Annotated in this window: 19 protein-coding genes and 3 tRNA genes; 10 read left to right on the top strand and 12 right to left on the bottom strand. The window is 41.6% G+C overall.

Going from position 1 to position 26,992, the window contains the following annotated elements:
• Positions 1–53: 53 nt before the first annotated feature.
• A complete protein-coding gene (locus tag EV695_RS08480) occupies positions 54–2,504 on the bottom strand; it encodes a GcvT family protein (protein ID WP_131905500.1) in 2,451 nt (816 codons plus the stop codon).
• Positions 2,505–2,564: 60 nt separating this feature from the next.
• Positions 2,565–3,413 carry a formyltetrahydrofolate deformylase gene (gene purU / locus EV695_RS08475; protein WP_131905499.1) on the bottom strand — a complete coding sequence of 283 codons (849 nt, stop codon included), beginning with the start codon at positions 3,411–3,413 and terminating at the stop codon, positions 2,565–2,567.
• A 245-nt stretch (positions 3,414–3,658) separates the two neighbouring features.
• On the opposite strand from purU, the gene EV695_RS08470 reads away from it, so the two are divergent.
• From EV695_RS08470 to EV695_RS08460, 3 genes are all read left to right on the top strand, one after another.
• Positions 3,659–5,677, top strand: a complete 2,019-nt coding sequence (locus EV695_RS08470; RefSeq protein ID WP_131905498.1) for a hydantoinase/oxoprolinase family protein — start codon at positions 3,659–3,661, stop codon at positions 5,675–5,677.
• A 2-nt stretch (positions 5,678–5,679) separates the two neighbouring features.
• A complete protein-coding gene (locus EV695_RS08465) occupies positions 5,680–6,609 on the top strand; it encodes an amidohydrolase family protein (RefSeq protein WP_131905497.1) in 930 nt (309 codons plus the stop codon).
• A gap of 188 nt (positions 6,610–6,797) precedes the next feature.
• Entirely contained in the window at positions 6,798–7,136 is a 339-nt protein-coding gene (locus EV695_RS08460; RefSeq protein WP_131905496.1) for a DMT family transporter, read from the top strand.
• Between the two features lie 33 nt (positions 7,137–7,169).
• Here EV695_RS08460 and EV695_RS08455 read toward each other — a convergent pair whose 3' ends face one another.
• The gene (locus EV695_RS08455) at positions 7,170–7,802 is read right to left on the bottom strand and encodes a response regulator (protein WP_131905495.1); all 633 of its coding nucleotides are present in this window, start codon (positions 7,800–7,802) and stop codon (positions 7,170–7,172) included.
• Positions 7,789–9,627 carry a sensor histidine kinase gene (locus EV695_RS08450; RefSeq protein ID WP_131905494.1) on the bottom strand — a complete coding sequence of 613 codons (1,839 nt, stop codon included), beginning with the start codon at positions 9,625–9,627 and terminating at the stop codon, positions 7,789–7,791. Before EV695_RS08450 ends, EV695_RS08455 begins: the two co-directional genes overlap by 14 nt.
• A 163-nt stretch (positions 9,628–9,790) precedes the next feature.
• Between EV695_RS08450 and EV695_RS08445 the strand changes: the two genes are divergently transcribed.
• Positions 9,791–10,792, top strand: a complete 1,002-nt coding sequence (locus tag EV695_RS08445) for a TAXI family TRAP transporter solute-binding subunit (protein ID WP_131905493.1) — start codon at positions 9,791–9,793, stop codon at positions 10,790–10,792.
• Between the two features lie 256 nt (positions 10,793–11,048).
• Positions 11,049–13,232, top strand: coding sequence for a TRAP transporter permease (locus EV695_RS08440; RefSeq protein ID WP_131905492.1), 2,184 nt, complete (start codon positions 11,049–11,051; stop codon positions 13,230–13,232).
• Positions 13,233–13,410: 178 nt separating this feature from the next.
• Here EV695_RS08440 and rraA read toward each other — a convergent pair whose 3' ends face one another.
• From rraA to EV695_RS20480, 4 genes are all read right to left on the bottom strand, one after another.
• Positions 13,411–13,917 carry a ribonuclease E activity regulator RraA gene (gene rraA / locus EV695_RS08435; RefSeq protein ID WP_131905491.1) on the bottom strand — a complete coding sequence of 169 codons (507 nt, stop codon included), beginning with the start codon at positions 13,915–13,917 and terminating at the stop codon, positions 13,411–13,413.
• A gap of 154 nt (positions 13,918–14,071) precedes the next feature.
• Positions 14,072–15,670, bottom strand: coding sequence for an isocitrate lyase (locus tag EV695_RS08430; RefSeq protein WP_131905490.1), 1,599 nt, complete (start codon positions 15,668–15,670; stop codon positions 14,072–14,074).
• Between the two features lie 406 nt (positions 15,671–16,076).
• Positions 16,077–18,497, bottom strand: coding sequence for a sugar-binding protein (locus EV695_RS08425; RefSeq protein ID WP_131905489.1), 2,421 nt, complete (start codon positions 18,495–18,497; stop codon positions 16,077–16,079).
• 52 nt (positions 18,498–18,549) lie between these two features.
• Complete coding sequence (locus tag EV695_RS20480) at positions 18,550–21,231, bottom strand: sugar-binding protein (protein WP_131905488.1); 2,682 nt, start codon at positions 21,229–21,231, stop codon at positions 18,550–18,552.
• Between the two features lie 304 nt (positions 21,232–21,535).
• Between EV695_RS20480 and EV695_RS08415 the strand changes: the two genes are divergently transcribed.
• The 4 genes from EV695_RS08415 to EV695_RS08400 all read left to right on the top strand — a co-directional run bounded on the left by EV695_RS08415 (position 21,536) and on the right by EV695_RS08400 (position 22,242).
• Positions 21,536–21,611, top strand: a tRNA-Ala gene (locus EV695_RS08415).
• 84 nt (positions 21,612–21,695) lie between these two features.
• The gene (locus tag EV695_RS08410) at positions 21,696–21,968 is read left to right on the top strand and encodes an SUR7/PalI family protein (RefSeq protein ID WP_207907020.1); all 273 of its coding nucleotides are present in this window, start codon (positions 21,696–21,698) and stop codon (positions 21,966–21,968) included.
• 56 nt (positions 21,969–22,024) lie between these two features.
• A tRNA-Glu gene (locus EV695_RS08405) sits at positions 22,025–22,099 on the top strand.
• A gap of 67 nt (positions 22,100–22,166) precedes the next feature.
• Positions 22,167–22,242: transfer RNA gene (locus tag EV695_RS08400), tRNA-Glu, on the top strand.
• A gap of 474 nt (positions 22,243–22,716) precedes the next feature.
• On the opposite strand, the gene EV695_RS08395 is transcribed toward EV695_RS08400, so the two are convergent.
• The 4 genes from EV695_RS08395 to EV695_RS08380 all read right to left on the bottom strand — a co-directional run bounded on the left by EV695_RS08395 (position 22,717) and on the right by EV695_RS08380 (position 26,052).
• Positions 22,717–24,129 carry an ATP-binding protein gene (locus EV695_RS08395; protein WP_131905487.1) on the bottom strand — a complete coding sequence of 471 codons (1,413 nt, stop codon included), beginning with the start codon at positions 24,127–24,129 and terminating at the stop codon, positions 22,717–22,719.
• Positions 24,130–24,150: 21 nt separating this feature from the next.
• Positions 24,151–24,834 carry a response regulator transcription factor gene (locus tag EV695_RS08390; protein WP_131905486.1) on the bottom strand — a complete coding sequence of 228 codons (684 nt, stop codon included), beginning with the start codon at positions 24,832–24,834 and terminating at the stop codon, positions 24,151–24,153.
• A gap of 148 nt (positions 24,835–24,982) precedes the next feature.
• A complete protein-coding gene (locus EV695_RS08385) occupies positions 24,983–25,246 on the bottom strand; it encodes a hypothetical protein (RefSeq protein WP_131905485.1) in 264 nt (87 codons plus the stop codon).
• A 170-nt stretch (positions 25,247–25,416) separates the two neighbouring features.
• Complete coding sequence (locus EV695_RS08380; RefSeq protein ID WP_131905484.1) at positions 25,417–26,052, bottom strand: DUF1287 domain-containing protein; 636 nt, start codon at positions 26,050–26,052, stop codon at positions 25,417–25,419.
• 181 nt (positions 26,053–26,233) lie between these two features.
• Between EV695_RS08380 and EV695_RS08375 the strand changes: the two genes are divergently transcribed.
• Positions 26,234–26,989 carry a Crp/Fnr family transcriptional regulator gene (locus tag EV695_RS08375; protein WP_131905483.1) on the top strand — a complete coding sequence of 252 codons (756 nt, stop codon included), beginning with the start codon at positions 26,234–26,236 and terminating at the stop codon, positions 26,987–26,989.
• Positions 26,990–26,992 lie beyond the last annotated feature (3 nt).

The following is a 26,992-nucleotide window of genomic DNA, read 5'->3' as shown; positions in this document are numbered from 1 at the left end:
AAAAAGTGAGCTAAAAAAGGCCCCAAAGGTGGGGGGTGCCTTTTTGCTAATGATTAACACTTAATCTTTTCCATTTTTGGGTCGTAGAATGAAGAAAATGAAGGTTTTACTTTGTAACGAACACATTCTACTTCAATTTCAAACTCACTCGCTTCTAGCCATGCTTTATCAATACCACCGTCATATTCTACATAACCCATTGCGATTGTCGCCCCCATTGTATGACCAAACATACCGGATGTCACACGGCCGGCAATTTTGCCATTCGCGTAAATAGGTTCTTCGTGATAACACATGGGTTGGTCGTCTTCAAACAGGAAGGCAACAAAGCGTTTGGTGAGTAAACCTTTCTCTTTTTGCGCGAGTAGGGCTTCCTTACCAATGAATCCACCTTCTTTGTTGAAGTCAGAAGCAAAACTCAAGCCTGCTTCTAATGCCGTGTCTTCGTCAGTGATGTCATGACCCCAGTGACGGTAGCATTTTTCCATACGCAGTGAGTTCATGGTGTGATAACCATAAGGTTTGATGGCAAACTCTTCACCTGCATCCATGATTGCATCAAACACACTTGGCGCGAATTCTGTTGGTACGTAAAGCTCCCAACCTAATTCGCCGACATAGGTAATACGTGAGGCACGAACCAGCGCGTATTGCATATCAATTTCTTTAGAGTTTGCGAAAGGGAAAGCTTCGTGTGACATATCAGCTTCTGTAAGTTTGCTGAGTGTGTCGCGCGACTTTGGCCCCATCACGGTTATTACGGCATAAGCAGATGTCATGTCGTTGATCACAACATATTCATCGTCTTGTTTATTACGGTGTAACCAAGCCATATCACGTGTTTGACACGCAACGCCCGAAACTATCAGATAGGCATCTTCACTGGTACGGGTAAGTGTCACATCTGCTTCGATACCACCACGATCATTCAACCATTGGGTGTAAACCATTTTGCCCACGGCTACATCGATATTATTCGAACAGATACGATTCATAAACTTGACCACATCCGGTCCTTCAACCTGATATTTAGAGAATGAACTTTGATCAATCACACCTACGCCATTACGTACGTTTTCGTGTTCACGTTTATTGTTATCGAACCAGTTTTGTCTGCCAAAAGAGTATTCGTACTTGCGTTCCTGACCTTCGTCAGCAAACCAGTTAGGGCGTTCCCAACCGTTTTCACAACCAAATACAGCACCTAGTTTTTCTAATTGAGCGTGTAGGACTGAGCGTCTTACACCACGCGCTGTTCTGAATTGTTTAAATGGGAAGTGTGTTTCATACAACAACCCAAGCGTTTCGGTAGTGCGCTCAAACAGGTAGCGCTGAGTCCCCTGAAATGGATTGTTTCGGCGGATATCCACTGGCCATAAATCTTGGGGTGGGTGGTCTTTCTGAATCCACTCTGCCAACACTTTACCCGCACCGCCAGCAGATTGAATACCAACGGAGTTGAAACCTGCAGCGACAAAGTAATTGCGACATTCTGGTGATTCACCTAACTGGTAACGGTCATCTGGCGTGAATGATTCAGGACCATTGAAGAAGAGTTGTAAACCGGTTTCCTGTAGTTCTGGAATACGGTGCATCGCTGCTTCGAGATAAGGCTCTAAATGATCAAAGTCATCCGGAATCTGGTCAAAACTAAAATCTTCCGAGATGCCGTTCATGCCCCATGGTTTAGCGCCAGGCTCAAACATGCCTACTAGTAATTGACCACCTTCAGGTTTGTAGTAACAGTAGCCATCCATATCGCGCATTGTTGGCAAATGGTCTTGCAGATTAGGCATTTTTTCAGTAACGACATAGAAATGTTCTGCCGCGTGTAACGGAACGTTCACGCCAGCTTTTTTACCGAATTCACGCGCCCACATGCCGGCACAGTTGACCACGATTTCAGCTTCAATATCGCCGTGTTCGGTTACAACACCTGCGGCTTTACCATCTTTAACAATCATGTCGATGACTTTTGTATTCTCAAAAATTTGAGCGCCACCATTCTTCGCACCACGTGCTAATGCATTGGTCAGGTCAACCGGACTCGCCATGCCATCATCGGGTAAATGAATCGCGCCGACAACGTCTTCGATATTTAATAATGGCCAGATTTCTTTAGCTTGATCAGGGTCGATAACATCGCATGGAAAACCTGCAACTTTCGCCATCGAAGCACCACGCTTGAGCTCGGCAAGGCGTTCCTTATTGGTTGCAATGGTTAATGAACCATTGCGAACATAGCCTGTTGCCTGTCCGGTTTCTTCTTCCAGCTTGCCGTAAAGTTCTGCACTATATTTCGCCAGCATCGACATGCTGTAATTAGCGCGCAGTGTAGGTACAAGACCAGCTGCGTGCCAGGTTGTGCCACAGGTTAGTGTTTTGCGTTCGAGTAACATCACATCGGTGATACCTAATTTTGTTAGGTGATAGGCAAGACTACAACCGATAACGCCGCCGCCGACAATGACGACTTGTGCTGAAGAAGGTAATGCTTTACTCATGGTGTTGCTCCCAAAAGGGGTTGATGTGATGTTAACTTATTAATCTATGCGTATATTTTTTTAGAATACGATGGTCTTATTTCCATGAACCAGAATACGATCTTCAAGATGCGCTCTCAGGCCACGGGCTAGAACCAATTTTTCCGTGTCTTTACCTAAACGGACTAAATCTTCGACTTTATTACGGTGATTAACACGCGATACATCCTGTTCGATAATTGGACCTTGGTCCAGATCTTCAGTGACGTAATGACAGGTTGCTCCAATCAATTTCACGCCACGAATCGATGCCTGATGATAAGGCTTAGCACCAATAAATGATGGTAGGAAACTGTGATGAATGTTGATCACTTTGTGAGGATATAAAGCACATAAGGTCGGCGGTAGAATTTGCATATAGCGTGCGAGTACGATTGTATCGCCCTGATACTCTTTAATGAGTCTTTCTACTTCATCAAAACCCGGTTGCTTATTGTCTTTTTCGATCACTACTTTGTGATAGGGAATACCATAGTGCTCGACCAAACCGCGCATATCATCATGATTTGAAATAACACAAGGAATCTCACAGTTAAGTTCGCCGCTATGCCAACGATCTAGTAAATCTGATAAACAATGAGTGGCTTTACTCGCCATCATAATGACTTTTTTTGGAACAGTGCTATCTTCTAGTTTCCAGTTAAAGTTTAGTGATTCAGCGAGGGGCGTGAGTAATTCCCGAAGTCCTTCCAGATCTACATCGATTGAATCGGCGAGGATTTCGATACGCGAGAAAAACCATTTTGTTTCATCATCAGAATGTTGAGATGCGTCTGATATCCAGCCTTTGTGTTCGGTAATCAAAGTACTAACTTGATTGACGATACCAATTGAATCTGGGCAATCGAATGTGAGTCGATAAGTGTGCATGGCTGTGTCCTTCGTTAAAGAGTTTAAATCGGTTTAATAGCTAACGTTAAAGCGATTGTAGAACAACAAATGAAAAAAACCAGAGAAATTTCATTTTAATGATGAAAAATGAAAATTTGTACCTGTAATCATCTTTTAAGCATCTATAAAAAATAGTCCTAAAGCATTTATAAGATGTCGGGATAAGATTAAATAGCGGTCAGTAGAGAACAGTGACAATTGAAATATCAGGCAATAATTAGTTTATGAAAGAACACTTTACAATAGGAATTGATACCGGCGGAACCTACACCGATGCGGTAGTCGTTGATGCAGCAAAACGTGAGATTTTAGCCAGTGCGAAATCACTCACCACACATGGCAATTTATCTTTGGGTGTGATCGATGCCTTACAACAAGCACTCGGCGCGTCAGATATTAGGACTCAAAAAGAAAAAAATAGAAAATTTGATGTTTCTGAAATCGCGCTAGTGTCACTTTCTACGACCTTGGCGACGAATGCATTAGTGGAAGGGCAAGGCTCATCGCTTGTTGTGTTCTTGTTGGGCTTTAACGACGCAATGGTAGAACGTACTGAAATTGCCAAGGCGATTCCTGATGCGAAAATAATCCGCATTGATGGTGGCCATGTGTATACCGGTAAAGAACAACAAGCACTCGATACTGATGCCATCCGCGAAGTTTTAGCCAGTGATAAAGGAAAAGCAGATGCCTACGCTGTCGCAGGTCATTATTCGGTGCGTAATCAAGCTCACGAACGTGAAGCTGCAGAATTAATCAAATCAATCACCAGTGCGCCAGTGACAGCATCTTGTGATCTATCTGATTCTTTGAATGGTCCAAAGCGTGCCTTGACGGCTGGGTTTAATGCGCAGATTGTATCGTTAATCGTACAGCTAGAATCTGCCGTTCGTGAGGCTTTGCACACACTGGGTATTGATGCGCCGATTATGATTGTGAAGGGTGATGGTTCAATTGCCCGCGCAGATTCAGTGATGTATACGCCGATAGAAACGATCTTGTCAGGTCCTGCTGCGAGTGTTATTGGCGCACGATACTTAACTGGTGAAAAGGATTTCCTGATTTCTGATATGGGGGGAACCACAACTGACGTAGCAACGGTTGTTGATGGTTGGCCAGCATTGAATGAAGCGGGTGCAGACGTTGGTGGTTACCGCACATTGGTAAAGGCGATCGATATGAAAACTTTAGGTCTGGGTGGAGACAGTGAAGTTGAAATCGATGGATTACAACATATTCAATTATTACCTAATCGTGCATTGCCGTTATCGATGTTGGCGATGCGTTTTCCACATATCGAAGAAGAATTGGCCACTGCACTCACTGCGAATAGCGGTATGCATTCGGCACTACAGTACTTGTTGTTGCAATCATCCATTGAGTCATCTGATTTTAGCGAGCGTGAACAAGAGCTATTAAGCGTATTAAATACCGAGAAACCGATTCTATTTCGTGAAGCGATTGTTTCGGCTAAAGATCGCAGTACCTTAAAAAGGCTTATAAGTAGGGGGGTGGTAAGAATGTCTGGCTTTACTCCCAGTGATGCTGCGCACGTATTGGGAATGCAATCACAATGGAATACCAAAGCCGCTTTTTCAGCGTGTGAATTATTAGGTCGTGCTACGGGGTATGTGAGCAATAACAATACCGCAGAAAAAATTCAGGCTCTGGCACAAAAAATACATGACGCCGTGGTAACAAAGAGTACGCGTTTGATGATCGATCAACTGGCTGCTCTGTCATTTTCTGAGAATGATTTGTTGGTCAATGCAGTCGCTTCTGGCAATCCACTGATCAAAGATTTAAACATTACATTTGAATCTCGCATTCCTCTGGTTGCTGTTGGGGGACCTGCTGAAATCTTCTATCCAAACGTGGGCGAGCGTCTAGGTCAGCCAGTATTAATCCCCAGATATAGTGCAGTGGCTAATGCGATTGGTGCGGCTGTTGGCCATGTGAAATCCAGCTGCATCATAGAAGTCACTTTGCACGAGAAGCAGGGGTTTCAGATTCATGCACCAGATGAAGTGATTCATGTCGAATCTGCCACCAGGGCTTTGGATATTGCCAAAGAAATGGCTATCACTGCGGTCTCTCATGATTTGATCACCAAAGGTGGTGAAGTCCAGAATAAAGAAGATATTACGGTAAACATCGACCGCATTGAAATACCAGGGATGGAGGGTGATGCGGGTTTGATTAGTGCTAAAATTACGGCTGAATGTGAAAGTCACGCGAGTTAGCCATGAAATTAAGTCAGTTTCTTATTGTATTTTTTATTAGCAACTTACTGATGGTAGCTGCTGTTAACGCTGCGCAACAGGATACGGATAAGAGCCAATATAAAGATTCTGTTTTTGATATGCACATGCATTACAAATGGAGCCAAAAAGAAGTCACGTCACCGGAACAGGCCGTACAGTCTTTAAATCAGCATAATATTTCTCATGCTGTGGTCATCGGTAAACCCGCTAAAAATGCACTATTGTTACAAAAGCTAGCGCCTGAAAAAGTCATCGCTATTTATAGTCCTTATCGAGATTCGCAAGACTGGTATCGCTGGCAACGTAATGAGAAAGTATTGGTTGAGGCACGAAAAGCACTCGCTTCTGGTGATTATCATGGCATAGGAGAGCTTCATATTTTGGGTGGCGGTTTTGCACGAAAACTGGATTCATCTAATGTGTTAAGTGGTTTGCTTAAACTTGTGGTTGAATACGATGTGCCGATTATGATTCATACGGAATTTTCGAAACCAAATTACATGTTGGCGATTTGCGAAAAGCACCCAAAGAGCAAAATCATCTGGGCGCATGCAGGTGCTGTATTAACGCCAGAACACGTTGATCAGGTTATGAATAAATGTCCCAATGTATGGAGCGGTATGGGGGCCCGTGATCCGTGGCGGTATGTGAGCAATCAGCATACCGATGAAACTGGAAAACTATTACCCGCGTGGAAGGCACTTATGATTAAATACGCCGATCGCTTTCTGGTCGGATCAGATACCGTCTGGCCAGTAGATCAACTAGATGGTTGGAGCGAGCCTGATACCGGCTGGGAACAATTGGGAAGGTTCTGGGGATTTCATCGCAGTTGGTTGGCGCAACTTCCTGATGATGTGGCGATTAAAATTAAACGTGAAAATGCACTGAAGTTATTTAGGGTTAATTAAGCTTAATTAAGTTTAATCCATCAATTTACAATCCGGCGACTTACGACTTTCGAACCCAATAAAAAAAGGCCCCAAAGTAGGGGGGTGGCTTTGTGTTATTTGTAAAACCTACTGATTCATACAAGAATGTTTATAACTAAAAGAATGTGTATAACTAAAAAAATATGTATAACTAAAAGAGAAACTACATGAAAGAATTTACCTATTTATTTCTGGCGTTGGCAGTCATTGCTGAAGTCATTGCAACATCAAGTTTAAAAGCTACTGAAGAATTTACTAAAATTGTACCGACCATTGTGATGATCGTGGCTTATCTGGTGTCATTCTATTTTATGACGCTGGTACTAAAATTCATCCCATTAGGGATTACTTACGCAATCTGGTCGGGTGTGGGTATTGTGTTGGTAACGATTGTTGGCGCGTGGAAATACAAAGAAATTCCTGACTTACCGAGTATTCTGGGTATGGGCTTGATAATTTCAGGGGTTGTTGTGATTCATGTTTTCTCTAAAAATATCAATCACTGATCAGAATGAACAAAGCGTGTTTGGTTAAAACGCCTAATTAATAAATTCATTCCGGTTCAGATCATATTTAACCAGTTTTTCATTTAAGGTTCTGCGAGGCACATTTAATAACTCGCAGACCTTACCAATATTGCCATTACTTTCTTGCAACGCCTGAATCAACAGTGATTTTTCAAAGTTCGCTACGTATTCTCTGAGGCGTTTCTTTTCATCTAAAGTGACGGTTTCTGAAACCATTTTTTTATGGTTGAAAGCCTCCAGTATTTTCAGTTCGAGCATCTTCGGGTCGAAAGGTTTTTCAACAAAGTCATAAGCGCCTAAATTCATCGCTTCAACCGCTGAGGGAATATCACCGTACGCCGTCATCAGAATAAATGGTGGTAATAGCCTATTGTCTCGAAGCGATTTGAGCACTTCCAAACCAGTCATTTTGGGCATGCGTAAGTCACAGATAATGACCCCGGAGAATGGCGTTGGGTAGTTTTCAAGAAAGGAGACGCCATTATCGAAAACGGATACCTGATAACCTACGCGGGAATAATAATCTTCTAAGGCATCACGTAAGGCATAGTCATCTTCGATAATGAATAACTGGTTTTTTACCTCTTTAGTAGAATCATTTACCGATTCTTTCTTTGGGGATGGCGTGTCATTACTCATTGTCATTGTTGTCCCTATCGTCTCTCAGGCTCTCGATTGCTTCATTATCATTACTATTCTGTATGGGTAGTGTAATTATAAAACAAGCGCCTCCTGTCGTCCTGTTTTCAACATGTAAAGTGCCGTTCAATTCGTGAATGATATTCAAAGAGATTGCCAGTCCTAATCCCATGCCAACTCCTGAAGGCTTTGTTGTGAAAAACGGTTCGAACAGTTCCTTGCGAATTTCTTCGCTCACTCCCGGGCCAGAATCTTGAATTTTTATAATCGCATTTTTTTCAGTACTTTCTAGTGAGAGTGTGATCCATTCTTGATCATTTTTAGCGTCGCCAGTTGTTGAAGTCTCCAGAATCGCTTCCATGGAGTTTTTCAAAAGATTGACGATGACTTGCTCTAATCTCACTCTGCCTGCCTGAACCATTACAGGGTCTTTGCCTTTTAGCACGTCAAGACGAATACCGGCTTCTTCAATGGAAGGTTGTGTCGTGGTGATGGCGCCATTAATGGCTTTACGCAAATCCACCGACAAGGTTTCTTTGTCGCCACTGCGTGCGAAATAGCGTAACTGTTGGGTAATCGTAGTGAGCCGATTGACTAATTGATCGAGCTTGCTAAGGGTAGATATGGATCGAGAAGGATCAAAATTACTCTCCGTGGCTTGTTGTTGGTCCATGGTCAAATTAGCAATATAGGTGCGCATGGCCGCCAATGGCTGTCCTATTTCGTGCGTGATGGATGCCGATAATTGGCCCATAGCGGCGAGCTTACTGGTTCTTCGGAGTTCTACTTGGGCTTTTCTAAGCTTTTGTTCTATCTGTTTACGTTCTTCGATTTCCCGTTCTAGTGTCAGATTGAGTTTGCGTAACGCAGATGATTCGCCCTGTGATCTACGCAATGCCGTTCTATTGTTAATCCCTCTAATGATCAAAATAGCTGCCAAACCAAGAAGCAGTAGAATTATTACGCGAGACCAGAAAGCAAAGAGCTTTTCAGAAATCTGGCTACTGGGTATTAAATAATGAATTTTCCAGTTCATCACATTGGGTGAGGCAATTGACTGAATATATTGCTGTTGTCGAATCCTGATGAAATGAGGTTTCTGGGGATTACTTGTAATGTCGAGTAAGGGGAGTGGGTTATTACCAAATTGTTTCTGTTCTTTTATGGCGATGTTTTGCTCGCTGTTTAACGGGCTTAAGGTGTTATATAGCCAGTCCTCTTTACTCGTGAGAATAATGACGTTGTTCTCATCGGCGACAAATACAGTTTCACCGTCTTGCGTACGGGTGTTCCAGTTATCTACAATCGATGAAAGTAAAACTTTGGCAACAATAACTGCCTTTACATTGCCTTTTTCTCGATAAGGGGCGGATACAAAATAGCCTGGAATATTGGTTGTGGCGCCAACACCAAAAAATTGACCTTTTTGTTGATTTAATGCCTGTTTGAAATAGGGACGGTAGCCATAATTTTTTCCTACAAAGCTATCTTTCTGATCCCAGTTGCTCGACGCAATGGTTTCGCCATCACGTTGCATAATATAAATCGCATCTACTTTGGAGGACTCTTTAAATGCCAACAAAGATTTATTCGCGAGTTCTGGTTGGTTGAATGCGAGCTCAAACAGATCGTTATTTTGACTGAGTACATGTGGTAAGTAATCGAAGCGGGCTAGTGCAGCTTCAAGCGCGTTACGATAAGTGTCTACGCCAATCTGTTGATTGTTGATGAGTTGATCTTGATAGGCGTTTTTCAACCAGTAATGAAGGGAAGCAGTTAATGCTGATAGAACGAAAAATCCTATCAATATTAGAATGTTCTTTTGTTTCATTTAGACGAATTTCCTCATTAAAACAGTATACGGATTTTGTAACCGTTTTGTTAAGCGGAAATCCGCCTAACGGTCTATCGATGTATTTTGATAGCCTATGGCAAATCGGTGAACACAAAGTTTACAACACACCGGTGGATATTATATTCCTTAGGAGGAAAGCATGAAAAAACGATTATTATCAATCGCGGTTACCTCGTTGCTTACAATAAGTGTGAGTTCAGCAACTGCAGACACTAAAGATTACGTTCTAAATACAGCGTCAACAGGTGGAACATATCACCCGGTTGGAACGGCTATTTCTACATTATCTAAAGTTAAATTATTACCTAAAGAAGGTTTCAGCCTTACAGCAGTTAACTCGGCAGGTTCTGGTGCTAACGTACAGGCATTAGGTGCTGGCACTGCAGATTTCGCAATCCTTCAGGGACTTTACGGTTCTTATGCAGCAACGGGCACAGGTCCGGTAACGGCAAAACAAACCAATATGCGTTCGGTTACCATGCTTTGGCAAAATGTTGAGCAGTTCATCGTAAGTAAAGATGATGCAAAAACCGGCACTATGGCTGATATGGTTGCATTAAAAGGCAAGTCGATGGGTTTTGGTAAGCAAAATTCAGGAACACTTGGTTCTAACAAAGTATTGATGCAGGGTCTTGGTGTTGATATCGAGAAAGACTACACGCTGGTTTATTCAGGTTACGGCCCAACAGCAGATGCATTAGCGAATGGTCAAGTATCTGGTGTTGGTATCCCTTCTGGAACACCAACGGGTGCAATCACTAAGCTGATGGCAGCAAATACGGGCAAATTCACACTGCTAAATACAACCCCTGAAGAAATGAAAAAGATGGATGGCGGACGTGAATTATGGACTCCGTTCACAATCAAAGCAGGTACTTACCCAGGACAAGATGCTGATGTAACCACGATCGCACAGCCTAACTTCCTGGCGGTTAATGCAAGCGTTGATGAGAATCACGTTTACTTGCTAACCAAAGCACTGTATGAAAACCTGCCATTCTTACAAGCGATTCATAAAGCGACTAAAGCGATGAATAAAGACGCGGCAATGGCAGGTTTACCTGTACCACTTCACCCGGGTGCAGTTAAGTACTACAAAGAAATCGGTTTGACTGTTCCGGATCGTCTTATAGCAAAATAACCGCTATAACACCGTTATAACACCGCTATAAAATAGACACCCCCCGACTTTGGGGGTGTTTTTTCTAAATAAATCCTTTCTCTCTATCTATGACTACTTCGTTGTAAGTATTTGTATTTCTGTGCATGAAGCTTTCTGCTTAGCACAAGTACGTCACGATTCAGTCCCGTAGAAGATGTTAACTAAGATCAGTTGGTCTTTGTTAAGAACGTTAGGTTTTGATCTAAATGTAAACATTATTGGTAGAGGTACCGCAATGTCTGAACAAACTAGTGAGTCTCATCTTCGTGATTCATGGCTCTTATTGAATGCTGAAAAGAAATCTTCTCTGCAATGGATTATTGCGGCGTTTTCAGTCGTTTTCGGTGTTTGGCATATATTGACTAATCTGGTGCTTAATGAGCCTGGCTTATGGCAAAACGCGATTCATTTTGCTGGTTTTGCGTTTCTCGCAGCTACGGTTTATAGCGCATTTGGTACTCACTCTGGCAAGCGTTGGGCAATTCATCTTGATGTGTGTTACGGCTTACTGGTGGCATTTGCTGCTTTATGGGTAGCTGGTTCTGAATCCAGAATTTATGAAGACACCTTAGCTGTTACGGGGCAGTCATGGCAATTCAATGCTGTTGACTGGTTTGCCGGTGGTGTTTTGCTGTTTGCCGCGGTGGATTTATCCAGACGTGTATCTGGTTGGGTCATTCCGATTCTGATTATTACATCGCTGGCGTATATTCTGGCTTTAGGTGAACACCTGCCAGGTGTCTTCAGAACAGCCAGTTTGCCTTTGAATGATGTTATGTTTCGTACGCTCTATAACGATGAGGGTATGTTTGGAATACTGGCGAGCATCTCATCAACTAATATCACGTTATTCATGATTTTTGGTGGATTTCTGGTGGTATCAGGCGCTAGTGATTTTGTTATTGAAATGTCGAAAATGGTCGCCGGTCGAATTAAAGGTGGCGCTGCTTTTGTCGCAGTTTTATCTTCTGCGCTCACCGGTACGATCAGTGGTTCGGCAATTGCTAATACGGCCTCTACCGGAGTTATTACTATCCCACTAATGAAATCAAATGGATTTCGCGGACGCTTTGCCGGTGGTGTTGAGGCTGCCGCTTCAACAGGAGGGCAGTTGATGCCGCCAATTATGGGTGCAGGTGCATTTGTAATGGCAAGTTATACGTCAATTCCATATTCGACCATTGTGGCTGTTTCTGTAGTCCCTGCGATACTGTATTTTTTGTCGGTTGCTTTTATCGTTCGTATCGAAGCCATGAAATACGATGTGGGTAGTGATCAGGATTTAAGCATCGATAAGGGAAAGATCATTTCAGGTGGTTCTACGTTTGTCATTCCATTAGGCGTCATGATCTGGTTATTGATGAGTGGTGTTACGCCAAGTTACGCCGCATCATGGGCAATTGCGTCATTGGTGATCGTATCCTGGTTAAATTTTCTTGCTGCAAAAGTACTTAATCGAGATGATTTCAAGCCGCAGGTGATGAATCCAAAAAGAGTTGCGGAAGCATTCATGATGGGTATTCGTGCATCGATTTTAACAGGTGTGTTGCTTGTCGCTATCGGCATTATGAATAATGCAATAGTCACCAGTGGGATAGGCAATGGTTTCTCATTGATGATTGCTCAATGGTCACAAGGTTCTGTGGTTTTAGCGATTGTACTGATTGGCTTAGCGTCACTGTTTTTGGGAATGGGCTTGCCTGTTACTGCCGCTTATATCATTCTGGCGATTTTATGTGCGCCTGCGCTGGCGGGTATTATGGCGGACAAATTGATTGTGGCGCAGTTAGTGGAGGGGATAACGAATCCTGCACATAGCGCGTTATTCTTGCTGGTGGATAGTCCGCATGTCGCCAAAATAACCGAAGGGATGAGCTTAGAAAATGCTCAGGCTTTGATGTCATCGATTCCTTTCGAAATTGCTGTGACGCTTCGACCAGCATTAATCGATACAGAGCAATTGACCACTTATTTGTTGATTGCCCATTTGATTATCTTTTGGTTAAGTCAAGACAGTAATGTGACACCGCCTGTGTGTTTGGCCGCATTTACTGCAGCAGGAATAGCTAAATCACCGCCCATGGCTACAGGGTTTCAAGCGTGGAAAATTGCCAAAGGTCTGTACATCGTTCCGTTGATGTTTGCCTATACGCCGTTGATTAGTGGGAATCTGCAAGAGGTGTTGCAATTAGGTTTCTTCGCGCTGTTCGGAATATATGCGTTGAATGCCTTGATGCAGTATTACGCCGAAGGGCCGCTTCAATTATGGCATGTGCCTTTGTTGGTGATTGGTATTATTGGTGCGTTCTGGCCATTAAATTGGGCAGCGAATATTGCTGGTGCGATATTTGTCGTTCTGACTGTGATGCTGAGTAAACGTAATGCCAGGCAAGCGACTTTTGAAAAGGTTGTTACTTAATACCCGCTTCTTTTGTAAAAGGCGACTGTAAAAAAGGTCACAGAAATAAAGCCACAGAAATAAAGCTACAGAAAAAAGGCCTCAAAGTAGGGGGGTGTCATTATAATTATTAAATGACACCCTTTTTTACGAATTAATTGTCAAAATATTAATCTTGCCAGCTTATTTACAAAGCTATCTAAACTAATGCTTTTGGTGAAACAATGATGCCATCTTCATCGGCGTAGATAAAATCACCCGCATTGATGTGTAGTCCTAAAAAACTCACTTTAACATTGGTTTGTCCAACGCCATTTTTAACGGTTTTTAAAGGATGAGTTCCTAGTGCTTTAACGCCTAATTCCATCGTCGACATTTCAACTGAATCACGGACACAACCATTAATAATTACACCGTTCCAGCCATTTTCAGCTGCTTTAGCTGCGAGCATGTCGCCTAATACTGCACGTCGCATCGATGCGCCTGCATCGATCACTAATACTTTGCCGTTACCATTTGCATCTACTCCGCTTGAATTAACCTGATCACGAACGAGCTGGTTATCTTCAAACAGTTTCAAAGTAACAACTTCACCATGGATACGTGGACGTCCGCCATAGTTGTTTAAGCAAGAGCCTACAACTTGAACGTCATCACAATTATCTCCACAAAACTCATCACATAAATCAGCGGTCAAAAATGGCATGGGTATTACTCCTTTTTAATTAATGGTTCGATTGTAAGGTTTACAATCTATTACTTTCAATAGTTAAATCCCGGAAACAACACGGCACACCAAATGGTGTGCCGTGTTGTTAAACAATTTAATCATCTATAAATAGATAATTAGCAATTCTCAATTATGAGAACTGGTTCATGGTGTTATCTTCACCAGCAGCTTTCAGTGCTGCATCGCCAGAGAAGTATTCTTTGTGATCATCACCCATATCTGAACCAGACATGTTCTGATGCTTAACACATGCGATACCTTCACGGATTTCTTTACGCTGAACACCTAGTACGTATCCAAGCATACCTTGCTCGCCGAAGTACTCTTTCGCAAGATTGTCAGTAGACAATGCTGCAGTGTGGTAAGTCGGTAGTGTGATTAGGTGATGGAAGATACCTGCTTCACGTGCGCCGTCAGCCTGGAATGTGCGGATCTTTTCATCAGCAGTATTTGCTAACTCAGTTCCATCGTATTTAACATCCATTAGTTCGTCGCGGTTGTATGCAGATACATCTTGTCCAGCTTCAGCCATCGCATCGAATACTTGCTGACGGAAGTTTAATGTCCAGTTGAATGATGGGCTGTTGTTGTAAACAAGCTTCGCATTCGGGATAACTTCACGTACTGCATTAACCATGCCGCCGATTTGAGCAACGTGTGGCTTCTCAGTTTCGATCCAGATCATGTCTGCGCCGTTGTTTAATGAAGTAATACAGTCAAGTACACAACGTGCTTCACCTGTGCCAGCTTTAAACTGGAATAGGTTAGATGGTAAACGCTTAGGACGTACAAGCTTGCCACCCTGGTTGATTACAACATCGCCGTTTTTCATATCTTCTGGAGATATTTCTTCACAATCAAGGAATGCATTGTATTGGTCGCCTAGATCGCCTGGCTCGTTAGATACAGCGATTTGCTTAGTTAGGCCAGCACCTAGTGAGTCAGTACGTGCAACGATAACACCGTTGTCGATACCAAGCTCAAGGAATGCGTAACGTACAGCACGGATCTTCGCTAGGAAGTCTTCGTGTGGAACAGTTACTTTACCGTCCTGGTGACCACATTGCTTCTCATCAGAAACCTGATTTTCGATCTGGATACAACATGCACCTGCTTCGATCATCTGCTTAGCCATTAGGTAAGTTGCTTCAGCGTTACCGAAACCAGCATCGATATCTGCAATTATTGGCACTACGTGTGTTACGTGGTTATCAATCTGGTCTTGTATTTCAGAAGCTTTTGCCATGTCGTCTGCATCACGTGCAGCGTCTAGTTCACGGAAAAGGCCACCTAATTCACGAGCGTCTGCTTGACGTAGGAATGTATATAATTCTTTGATTAAAGCGGCAACAGACGTTTTTTCGTGCATTGACTGATCAGGTAATGGACCAAACTCAGAACGTAGTGCAGCTACCATCCAACCAGAAAGGTATAGGTAACGACGGTCAGTTTTGCCTTCAAAATGCTTCTTAATAGAAATCATTTTTTGCTGACCAATAAATCCATGCCAACAACCCAATGACTGAGTGTATAAAGATGAATCTTTGTCGTACGCTTCCATATCAGCGCGCATAATATCTGCTGTGTATTGAGCGATGTCTAGACCATTCTTGAATCTGTTTTGAGCACGCATACGCGCTACTGATTCTGGATTTATGGCATCCCATGAAGATCCGTTGGTTTCTTTTAGTGCTGATGCAGCCTGTATATCATCTTGATACTGTGACATGTGTTCTCCTCCTTTTAACTGTATGTTTATACAGAGTTAAAAAAAATAAATTAAGTCATATTGGCCCGGGAAGGCGTAAGTAATGACTTTCCGCTATATGTTGCTGTGCAGCAACGTGGTGGGTAAGAGTATTAGAACTGCATTATTAAACAAGTAACTTATTTAAATTTTTACTATTCATCTCATGAATAGTGACAAGTAAAACTTTAGCAGCTTGATAAGTACTGTTTATATGGATGACGGATAATATCGAGCATTTTGATTGTTTTCATATAGAGAAACGACTTGAAAGGGAGATACCTATCAAATTATCTTATATTTGCAAGATTTAATATGAGTAATATTGATACTAAAATGTGGCTTATATTCTGTGTAAAAATGCACAATTAAAAAACTTAAATATATTCTATTGAGAAACAGGAGTGTTTTTTAATACTAAATTTGGCAATGCTTTGCTGGTATCAGCCCAGTGTAATGACTTACTGCCTTTAATATCCTCGTCAACATCGACTATTTTAATATTAACGCCTATTTTGGTGCCATTGCTTGCATGTTTTTTTGATGACTTGCCAAAGACTTCACTCCAGGGTATTGCCGCATTTAATTGATAGCCAGTATCCGTTCGTATGAGGTGCGTTTGAGAACCTAATGAATCAAATGGTGTGAATGTAAATGTTTTTGCTTTTTCTTCCTCTGGAACAGGCTCTGACTCAGAGTTTGACTCTGACTTTGAAACGGCGTCAGATTTATCACCTTCGGCAGTTTTCTTGTTTGATTTAGACTGTTTGGAAGGAGCCTGAACCTCTTCATTAGCAACATTGTTATCAAGCGTTAATATTATTTCGTCGCCTTTTTGAATATCATTGTCAGTGACTGAGAAGCTAAAATACAAGTGTTTTGTATCCCAGTTTGATTGCCATTTAGCGCTCAGGTTGCTGGCAGATACACCTGATAATTTTGATGGAATGGTCATACTCTGTTGCATATTCCAGATTAACTCTGGCTTTTTTGCATACGGAACAGGCAGTTCGGTTTGTTCTGCGTCAATCACATTTTGAATAGTGGTATTTTGGTTTTCTTCTGGATGAAGGTTGCTATCCAGATAACGTAATAAAGAATCATACTTAGGGGCATCAGCACGTGCTTGTCTGATGTGTTCTTTCACTCCCCAGCTACCATACCAGCTGTATATTCTAGGCGCACTAAAGGCAACAAATAGCTTTCCTCCTGCCTGCTTCCATTCTCTCATTAATTCATCGTAAACAATGCCCATACGTGGGTCGCGATTGGCGGCATAAAGTAATGGGTTAGGGTGCTGATCTACTTTGCGTGTGTCCCAATCAACCAGGTGCTGTCCGCCCTCATAAGCGATCAAATCCACGCCAAAAGAAGAGGCTACTTTTTGTTGTTTCTGTATATAGGAAACAATGGTTTTCATACCCCATTTAGAGGTTTTGTTCATCATTGCTTTAAATACGTCATCCACGTTATTGGCTTTGCGCAATACTTTTGGGTGAGCAGAGACATAAGGGCCGATTGCAATCGCGTCAGTGTGTTTATAGGCGTCTTTATAAGCAAGAATCTGGCTCGACATGTTTTGATTACTTGCCCAGCTTCCTAAAACACGTACCAATTGTTGTGAACCACCAAAAGCATCTTCCCATATTTTAAATACTTCAACGCTTCTCTTGGAGTACCATTTGTAACCGGCGGGTGATTTGCTGGTATCCAGTTTTTCTTCAAGTCCTTTCTCAATAGCATAATCGTGATGGATGAAGATTGGGTTCCATACTTCATTGCTATATTCGATATAAGCTTTTAAATTTGGATTTAGGTTGGCTTTTACATATTCGCCAAACTTACGAACGTAGTCATCATCAGCTTTATAAGGCATTGAAAACCAGGGATGAGCATTGATTTGATTGGCTAAAGCAACCATGATTTCAACAGGCGCACCGCGAGAATAAAGTCCAGCACGACCACCCCATGTAGCCTTTTCTAATGTGTTTCTGGTACTCCATTTTTCAACGGGATTACGTGTCATTCCTGACATATTCATGAAGCGGACTACTTGAAAGTCTTTCATGAAGTTTAAGTAATCAGGGTTAAATAATATTTTATCGTGATTTTCTTCAAAAGAGAGGAATTCGCCTTTTTTGCAATCAGACTCTATTTTTACTTTTATATGTGGATAGCCATCACAAATGCCACCTTCGGGTAGAATGCGTATTTTTTTAATATAGTTGTCTTTGGTTGTTTTTTTAATGAATAGCGATGCATTGAGTGTTTTATCAGCGCCAGCTTTGATTTCTATGACGTCTTTGCCGGGGCGGTGTACGACTAAACGCGCATCATTGCCGTAAAATATTTCTCCTTCTCCGTCATATAAGACGGTATAAAAGCCATCTTCAATAGTATCGGCAGGTAATCTATTTAAAAATTTAGTACCAGCTTTACCGCCTTTTAAGTCAGTCGGGTAACCATTTTTATCATACTCTACGTCTTTGCTGCTGCCCCAAGGCACCGTTTCTGCAAAAGGGATTGCGGGTTTAAATAAATTTAAAAACTGAACGCTGGAAGTATCTTCTCTAACATCTGCTGTATTGATTCCCAAAAATACATCTTGTTGTTTCTGGGTTTTGTTATCCAGATCGTTTGCAGTGCGTTTTGCATTAAGAACTGATTTTAATTGCTCCGCAGAAGGTGGTTTTGCGGCGGGCATATTGAAGTTCTTATAATTTTGGTAGCGCTGATTAAGATAAGCTCCGGCTGCAAGTGTTAATAGAACAATTGCAAGGAGGAATACGCCCTTGATGAGTTTCTGCATTTAGCCTTGAGTGGAAGTTAAAGTGATTGGTACTTTTTAAGTATTAGGCATTTTATATGCCTAATACCAACTTGCCAAATGTTTGTGGGTTTTTCCATGCCTGATCGTTTGTAGCGTGCCATGCGAGCTTACCATCACGACCATTGCCACTGTCATCATCATTGATTTGTACATCAATACCGATGTTTCTACCTGCTACAGGGCGTACACCCAAGGTTGTCCAGGGAATAGACGTTTCTAGCGTGTAACCTTTGTCTGTTCTAGTCATGGTTTGCTTGATGCCTAGCGTTCTTTTTCTGGGCGAACTCTTGCTTAGGTTTACGTTTCTGTCTTTCCAGCGATAGATAAAGTGGAAATCATTTTTTCCATCAAATTTATTATTGCGGCTGCCATCGGCATCGACGAATATTTCAATGGAATCATCTCCCCAGGGTGCTTGTGAATCACGCATGAATTTATCATCAAGCGCATCTACACGAACATGTAGATATTGATTATCCCAATGAGTCTGCCATACGCCGGAGAGATCGCTTCCGCCATTAATACGTCCATCGACTATGTTTCTTAAGTGCAGGGCGGCTTTATTGCTCCAAAAACGCCCACGTCCCTTTACACGATGCACAACAGCATCATGATCTTGTTTTGCTGTTGCCAGCTTTGGTGTTGGCTTTTGTGCTTTAGGCGTAACTATTTTTTGCGCTGGTTTGGCAGCAGCTGTAGCTGTCTCCCAAATCGGTTTTGCTACACTGGCAGCCACCGCAGCGGTCGCAGTTGTTTTTGTTGCTGGGTTACTGACAGATGCGGCTGTTTTAGCTGCAGTGGTAACTGTTTTTACTGCAGCTTTGGCAATAGCTGGTGTATTTGTATTTGCTTTAGGCGGAGTTGCTTTAGCAACCACTTTTGGTTTTGCTGCTGGTTTCGCTTGTGCTTTAGCTTTTGCTACCATCGCTGGGTTAGCCAGTGTTTTCCCCGGTACGTTTTTCTTTTTCTTGGATGGTACTAGTGCATACACATCGCCAACTGGGTTATTAGCGGGTTTATCCAGCCTTGCAACCGTTTGGCTTGTACAACCTCTCCACCAACAAGGGTTCTTGCGGGCGTATTGCATGAGTGCGCGATGCTTAGGTGCTTTATTAATCGGTTGTGTAATGTATTCTTTTGTTCCCCAGCTGCCAAACCACTGATAAGTTCTAGGTGCAGAGAAATTGACGAATAATTTTCCACCGTTATCTCTCCAGCCCTGCATAAAGACACTGTATGCCTTTGCCATACGCCAGTCTTTATTGGCTTCAATCATCAATTTGGTTGGGTGCGACGTTACATTACGGCTCTTCCAGTCCACAAGATGTTGACCACCTTCATAGGCGATTAGATCGACGCCAAATTTCTTGGCTGTCTCTGCATTTTTATGAATGTATCCTAGTACTTTTGGAATGGAGTACTTTTCTTTTGGGTCATACATTAACTTGAATAATTGACTGACCGATCGCGCTTTTTGAGCACTTTTAAAGCTAGGGAAGAAATAGGGCGCTATTGCTATAGCATCCGTCTTTTTATAGGCATTTCTGTAAGATAACAGCATTTCAGAAAGTCGAGTCCAACCAGTCCAGCTACCCATAACGCGAACAATACGATCTGTTCCACCGAAGGTTTGTTCCCACATATCGAAAATCTGTACTGAGCGTAACGAGAAGTATTTATAACCCGCTTTATCTCTATCTTCATCAAGTTGCATGCGTTCACCCATATCTTTTACGTAATGTGCTTGGGTGAAAATAGAGTTCCAGGCTTCGTTGGTATATTCAACATAGGCTTTGAGGCCTGGTTTTAAGTTATCTTTTACGTATTTCGCATATTGTCTAACGAAATTATTATCGGCCTTGTGTGGCAGTGTAAACCATGGATCTGCATTAAGTCGATTTGCCAGTGCCACCATGATTTCTAAAGGAGCACCACGCACACCTTGTTTACCAGCCCAGGTCGCATCTTTTAACTTAGGACGTTCATCCCATGAGCTAATTGGATTACGTGTAATACCAGACATATTCATAAAGCGCACAACTTTAAAGTCCTTCATATAATCAAGGTATGCAGGGTTAAAGATTAAGCTTTCATGATAGTTTTCGAATGCAAGGTAACGAGAGCCTTTACAGTAGCGTTTATCTTTCACGTGTTTGAATGGATTGTTCGAACATACGCCGCCCGGCATAAGTACACGAATATTTCGTAGATAGTTTTTTGCGTTACTATTTTCGATGATTAACTTAACGCGGAATTCTTTGTCTTTACCCGCATGAATAGAAATAATGTCTTTTCCGGGTTCACGGCTAACGAGTTTGGCATCGTCACTGTAACTAAGAATGCCTTCTCCATCATATAGGACGGTATAATTTCCTTCTGGTACGGTTTCTTTAGGTAGTTTATATAAGAAGCGAGTGCCTGCCTTACCGCCATTTAGATTTTTTGGCCAGCCATGTTCGTCGTATTCTACTTTTCCTTTTGTGAGCCAGGGGCGTGCTTCTTCAAAGGGAATGGATGTTTTAAAGACGTCTATAAACGGAATACTGGCGTCATCATCCATGACCTCATTACTATTCACCCCTAAAGGTGAACGTGTATTGGGACCAGCGTAACTATAATGCGTAAAAATAGTGCATTGTAGAATAAATAATAGCCCGATTATTCCTGCTCTCTGAAGTTTTTTAGGTTTCAGTTTCTTTGATAGGTAATTCATTATTATTGTTTTAGCAATCCATGTTAATTAGCAAACTATGCTTCATTATTTTTCTATTCACTTAAATCCCCTTTAGTGAATAATAATGATTAGCATTCTAGCAGTAAGTTCTCATGCCCAAGAGACAAATATCTGAGATTACGATTTTTATTGTTCTCAAGAGTACATGGCATTGGCTTAATACACGCTGACTAAAGGTATAAAAAACAATAGTAATAAAAACTCTAAAATTGTCGAAAATAATCAACATAATATGCTTGACAGCTTTTAATATTTGCCTCACAATTCGCGCTCTTTTGGCAGTGGGGCTATAGCTCAGCTGGGAGAGCGCTGCAATGGCATTGCAGAGGTCGGCGGTTCGATCCCGCCTAGCTCCACCATTATATTTATTTGTAATGGTCGCTCATAAGAGTAATAGTTTCGATGTATAGTAAGAGTCGATTGAGATGAGAGTAACTTAGATCATGAAAACACTTGCACGCATTGGCCAAGTAGTATTTATCATCGGTTTAGTATTAGCCGTCGTCGGACTCATAGTAGGTTTTACCTTTATGTTTCAGGGGAATGATAAATGGGCAATGAGATTTTTGATGGCTGTACCAACTGGTTTCGTTTTTTTATTTACTGGTCTGGCAACTTCTGTTATGTTCTCGCCCCGTGATGATTCTGAACTTAATAAGAAAAGGTCATTGCAGGATTTACACGAAGATGTGTTAGATCCAAATGTAAAAAAGTAGCGTCTTTAATCTGAATTAGCTCTTGTCTATTTTAGATTAAGCACATGAAAATATGTGTCCCCATCGTCTAGTGGTTAGGACACCGCCCTTTCACGGCGGTAACCGGGGTTCGAGTCCCCGTGGGGACGCCATTTTTTACACTATTTTGTAGGGTTCTTTTTAGGAATGTTACAGAATTACAAATTGAATAGATCCAAGGTCCCCATCGTCTAGTGGCCTAGGACACCGCCCTTTCACGGCGGTAACCGGGGTTCGAGTCCCCGTGGGGACGCCATTCAAGGCTTTATTTACTAACTGTCATTCTGGCAGTTATCAATGTTTTACATCTATTAGCAAAAACACACCTCCCCACTTACGGGCACTTTTTTTACTTTCCTCATGTATTTTTTGATGCTGTGCGCATGTCTTTGCGTTCTAGTGTTTCATCTTCTAATATAAATATGCTCTGATTTTAAGGCATTGTACTTATATAGAAGTCGGCTACAGCTGAAATTTAGATATAGCAATTAAGAACTATGAATTAAGAACTATGAATTAAGAACTATGAATTAAGAACTATAAATTAAAGACTATGAGTAAGGGTTATGAATTAAAGTCTGACAATAACAGACCTACTCAATATCGTTAGTAATAGCTTTAAGGTGGACTTATGAAACTCTAATCACGATTAGATTAGAGTGATAATAAAGTTGAAGGAATGATAGATTCAGGACTGATCTGATGCAGCATTGAATATACTGCATTTGCTTTACATGGGTAAATGTAATCTGACTCTGGCGCCTACATAGGGCGATATCAGTAATTCTATCTTACCGCCAATGGCTTCGACTATTTCAGTACTTACAGCTAAGCCAATGCCTTGTCCTTCTGATTGGCTATCTGCTCGAATTCCGCGCTGTAATAGCTCAGAAGGGTTTTTGTCGGGAAAGCCAAGGCCATCATCATCGATATCAATAATCAATGTGTCACCGTTCTGTGTGCCCGTTATCTCAACAATTTTTTCACAGAAGCGGCAGGCGTTATTCGCGAGGTTGCCAAAAACCTCCATCATGTCGTCTTCTTCCATGCGGCATTTTGAGAAATCATCTACATTGATAACAAATTCAAAAGGTTTGTCTCGGTATACCTTGATTAAAGACTCTTTTAATCGGTAGAGCACTGGTCTGACAGCTTGTTGTTTGATGATGGTACCACCGTGCTCATTAACAACTGCACGCCTAAGTTGATAGGCAATAATGTCATCCATGCGTTCAACCTGGGTACGAATAGTGTCATTGTGACTTTTCTCTGCGGAGCTTTGAAGAACTGAGAGTGGTGTTTTAAGGCTGTGGGCAAGATCATCAAGTGCGTCGCGGTAGCGTTGTTTCTGGCCTTTTTCTGCGTTTATTAATGCGTTTACCGCACTTTTTACTGCCGAAAGCTCAGTAGGGTATTCTTTGCTGATAAGTTGCTGTTCACCAGACTCAATCTTGTTGATCTCTTGTTCAAACTTTCTAATTGGTGTGATTACCAGATAGCTACTGACAAGCTGCGAGATTAAAACCAGAATAGTAGTTATAAGGAAGAGCAATAAAATATTACGAATAATCTCATCGTGACCTTTTTGTAAGGTTTCAGCAGATTTGGCTAAAATAAGCTGATAGGCCCCGTTTGGTTTGTAATTGAATCCACGTGCATAAACAATGTAGTTTTCTGCGCCGTCAAGCTTGGAGACGTTTCTGCCTTGCGTATCTTCTGGGTTGAGAATATCAACCCCTTCAACTTCTGCAGGCATATTCAATAAGAAAGTGGTGAAAACTTTTCGTTTATCTTTGGCGAAACGGCCTGCGCTGATGTCATTGAAAGGGTATTGGCTGTGCCAGACAATATTTCCGGTCTCAGTGTGTTGTATATAGGCAAACTTTTCCGAGCTTAATTTGCTGAAATTATTTCTAGTCAAGAAAGCAAGGAAATCGTTTTTAGAGCTGTTATCAATAACGAATTTACCGTCATGGAAATCCATGAAGCCCATTAATTCAAGGCCAGCTTCACTTAATGAAGACTCTTCGTCCTTAAGCATCTTATGTTGTGTGACATAATATAAAACACTTCCTAAAAGCAGAATGCCCAGGAATATAATGGCTAGGGCACTTAGGAATTGCCGGCTACGAAGAGAACTCATGTAAGTCTGTCTTGTTGTGTATTAGTTATTGTTGCGAGTGAGTGTGAAGCGGTAGCCGCGACCACGTAATGTCTCGATTGGATTGATTGATCCATCAGGGTCAAGTTTCATTCTTAAGCGACGAATAAATACTTCAATAACATTACTGTCTCTGTCTGATTCGTCATCATACATGCTTTCTGTTAAATCAGTTTTTGAGATGACTTCACCTGCATGCATCATCAGGTGCTCTATGACTTTGTATTCATAAGCAGTCAGAGAAATTTCTTCATCATGAACTAAAACGCGTTGCTCAGAAGTATTTAAACGAATTGGACCGCAAGAAAATTCAGCCTGAGACCATCTGCCAGTGCGGCGAAGTAGGGCGCGCATGCGTGCTAATAATTCTTCGTGATGAAATGGCTTATCGACATAATCATCGGCGCCGGCCTCTAAGCCTTCAACGCGGTTTTGCCAGCGTGTACGTGCGGTAAGAATAATTACCGGATAATCTTTTCCGGCATCACGTAATTGTTTGATGATATCCAATCCACTAACTTCAGGAAGACCCAAGTCTACGATCGCGATATCAATTGGGTATTCTAGTGCGTAATATAAACCTTGAGAACCTTCCGCTGCTGCATCAACCACATAGCCTTCCCCTTGCAATGTGTCGATGAGTTGTTCACGAATATCTGCATCATCTTCGACAACCAGTACTCTCATAATAACCCCATTTGTTTCTGTATTTTATGATCTTCTGATAGTTATTCTTTTGTCTAATTATCAAGTAATTAGCAACGAAAAAAAATAACTTTGAGGGTCATTATACACAGTAAATTACAGCACATAATTATTTTTATAGGCTTAATATTTATTTTTCTGTCTGTGCAATGGTTTCTACGTAACAACCGAGTTTAATCATCTGGAATTCACCCTGATCTTCAAGAAATTTCACATGATGACAATCAGGGTTGGTGTAACTGGATTGCTTCTTAATAGAAAGCACACGACCATTTAAAATAGTTTTAACCATCGCTATAACCTCTAGCTTTGTGATGGGTTGAGTAGGAATAGTCCTTTTGATCGGAATACTAATAACTTCAGCCTGAGCCGAAATTGATGTAAGGCTACACATTCCCATTATAAAAATGAAAAGTAATGATTTTATAAGAGGATGCTTACGCAACGTTATCCTCATAATGACCCCGGAATTTAGTTATTTATTGGTATAGAGTCTATATATCATTTAATCAATTAACCAAAGCTGAACAGATGTTCAGTTAAATTGATAAGAGGGAAAAAAACTTATAAATCAGGCTGGTAGCGATAGTGACCGGTAATCTTCATAGTAAACAGCACATCTTCGAGTTTTGGACCTTTACCTATGTTGTGAACAATTAAGGGTCTTTTTTTATCGTAGCTCACTTTATTGGTGACGATACCGATATGCGGCATACCAGGCATAATGTCCCATGTGACTAAATCGCCGGGTAAGTAATCGTTAGCTCTATTTGTAATCGGTAATGCCGAGCCGTTACGCGCAAAGAAAACACGTAAGTTAAGCACTCTGCGGTGATCGATATTCGGATCGGCTTGTACTCGATTCCATTTTGGTAAGTTAGGATATTGAGAGAAGCTTTGACGCATATCGTGAAAAACGCGTTCTTGTAAATCGATACCTAACTTTCTATATGCACGAACCACGACATCGGTACACACGCCAATATTTTTAGGCACATCACCCCAGGGAAAAGGTATTGCAACATAACGTCCGTCGTATCTAACTCTGTGTTTTAGACGTTCAAGTGCGGCATCGACTAAATTTAAAGAGAATGCGACACGCTTAATATCGTGTACAGTCGAACTACCTTGAGAAAAACCATTACTGGTTGTAAGGAAATAGCACGCAACTAATGCTAAAAATTTTGCCCCTAATTTCATCGGCTTAGCCCTTATAATTATATTGTCTGGATATTTGTCAAACGAGCCCCATCGTTTGAGAATAGCAATAATATATCGAAATTATATTTTTTTCAGTAAAATGAAACCAATAATCAAAAAATCAACTCACTGTCTAACAGATTTAAGTTTGTCTGTGGTGATATAAATAAGGTAATAATTAGTGTCACATGTTAAATGCAAAGGTCATTGTTATACGTGTCCAGTTCGTCACCAAAGTATCTTCTCTGAGTTACCGGAAGAGTCTTTAGAAGCCACCATTCAGGACTTTCATACTTCTGTTTTGACGTTCGAATCTGGAGAAACATTGTTTCGCCAATTTGATGATAGCTCGGAGAGCGCATACACGTTGAGAAAAGGCTTGATCAAAGTCACTAAGAGTTTGCCGGATGGACGTACACAAATCGTGCGTATTCTTGTTGCCGGTGATTTGTTTGGCTTTGATGGTTTTGCCAATGAAAGTTATAACAATACTGCGATAGCGCTCACAGATTGCGAAGTATGTCGCTTGCCCATGGCTGAATTAGCTGTGTTGCGAAAATCTACGCCTGAAATTGATCAATCCATGGTTGCGCGTTTAATCAAAAATATTCGTCAGTCCGAAGATATGTTGTTAGAGCTTGGCGCTAAAAAAGCTTCTGAAAAATTAGCCAGTTTTATTATGCGCTTGAGTCTTTCTGATCAAAATTTGTCCTTTTCTGTTGATGCTTTAGATAGCGCACCCGCTTCTGAATGGTCTAAGCTACACTTGTCTCGAAGTGAAATTGGTTCTCTGTTAGGATTAACTATCGAAACGGTGAGTCGATTCTTTTCCGACTGGAAACGTAAAGGTTTCATTAAGGAGGAAAAGGGTAGTATTCAGATACTTGATGCGACAGCATTGAAGAATGCAGCATGTACTCAGGGGGCTTGCAATTAAAGT

The organism is Cocleimonas flava (genome assembly GCF_004339015.1).
Lineage (GTDB): Bacteria > Pseudomonadota > Gammaproteobacteria > Thiotrichales > Thiotrichaceae > Cocleimonas > Cocleimonas flava.
Note: the sequence above shows the minus strand (reverse complement) of the source record. Positions and strands in the feature narration are given on the sequence as shown.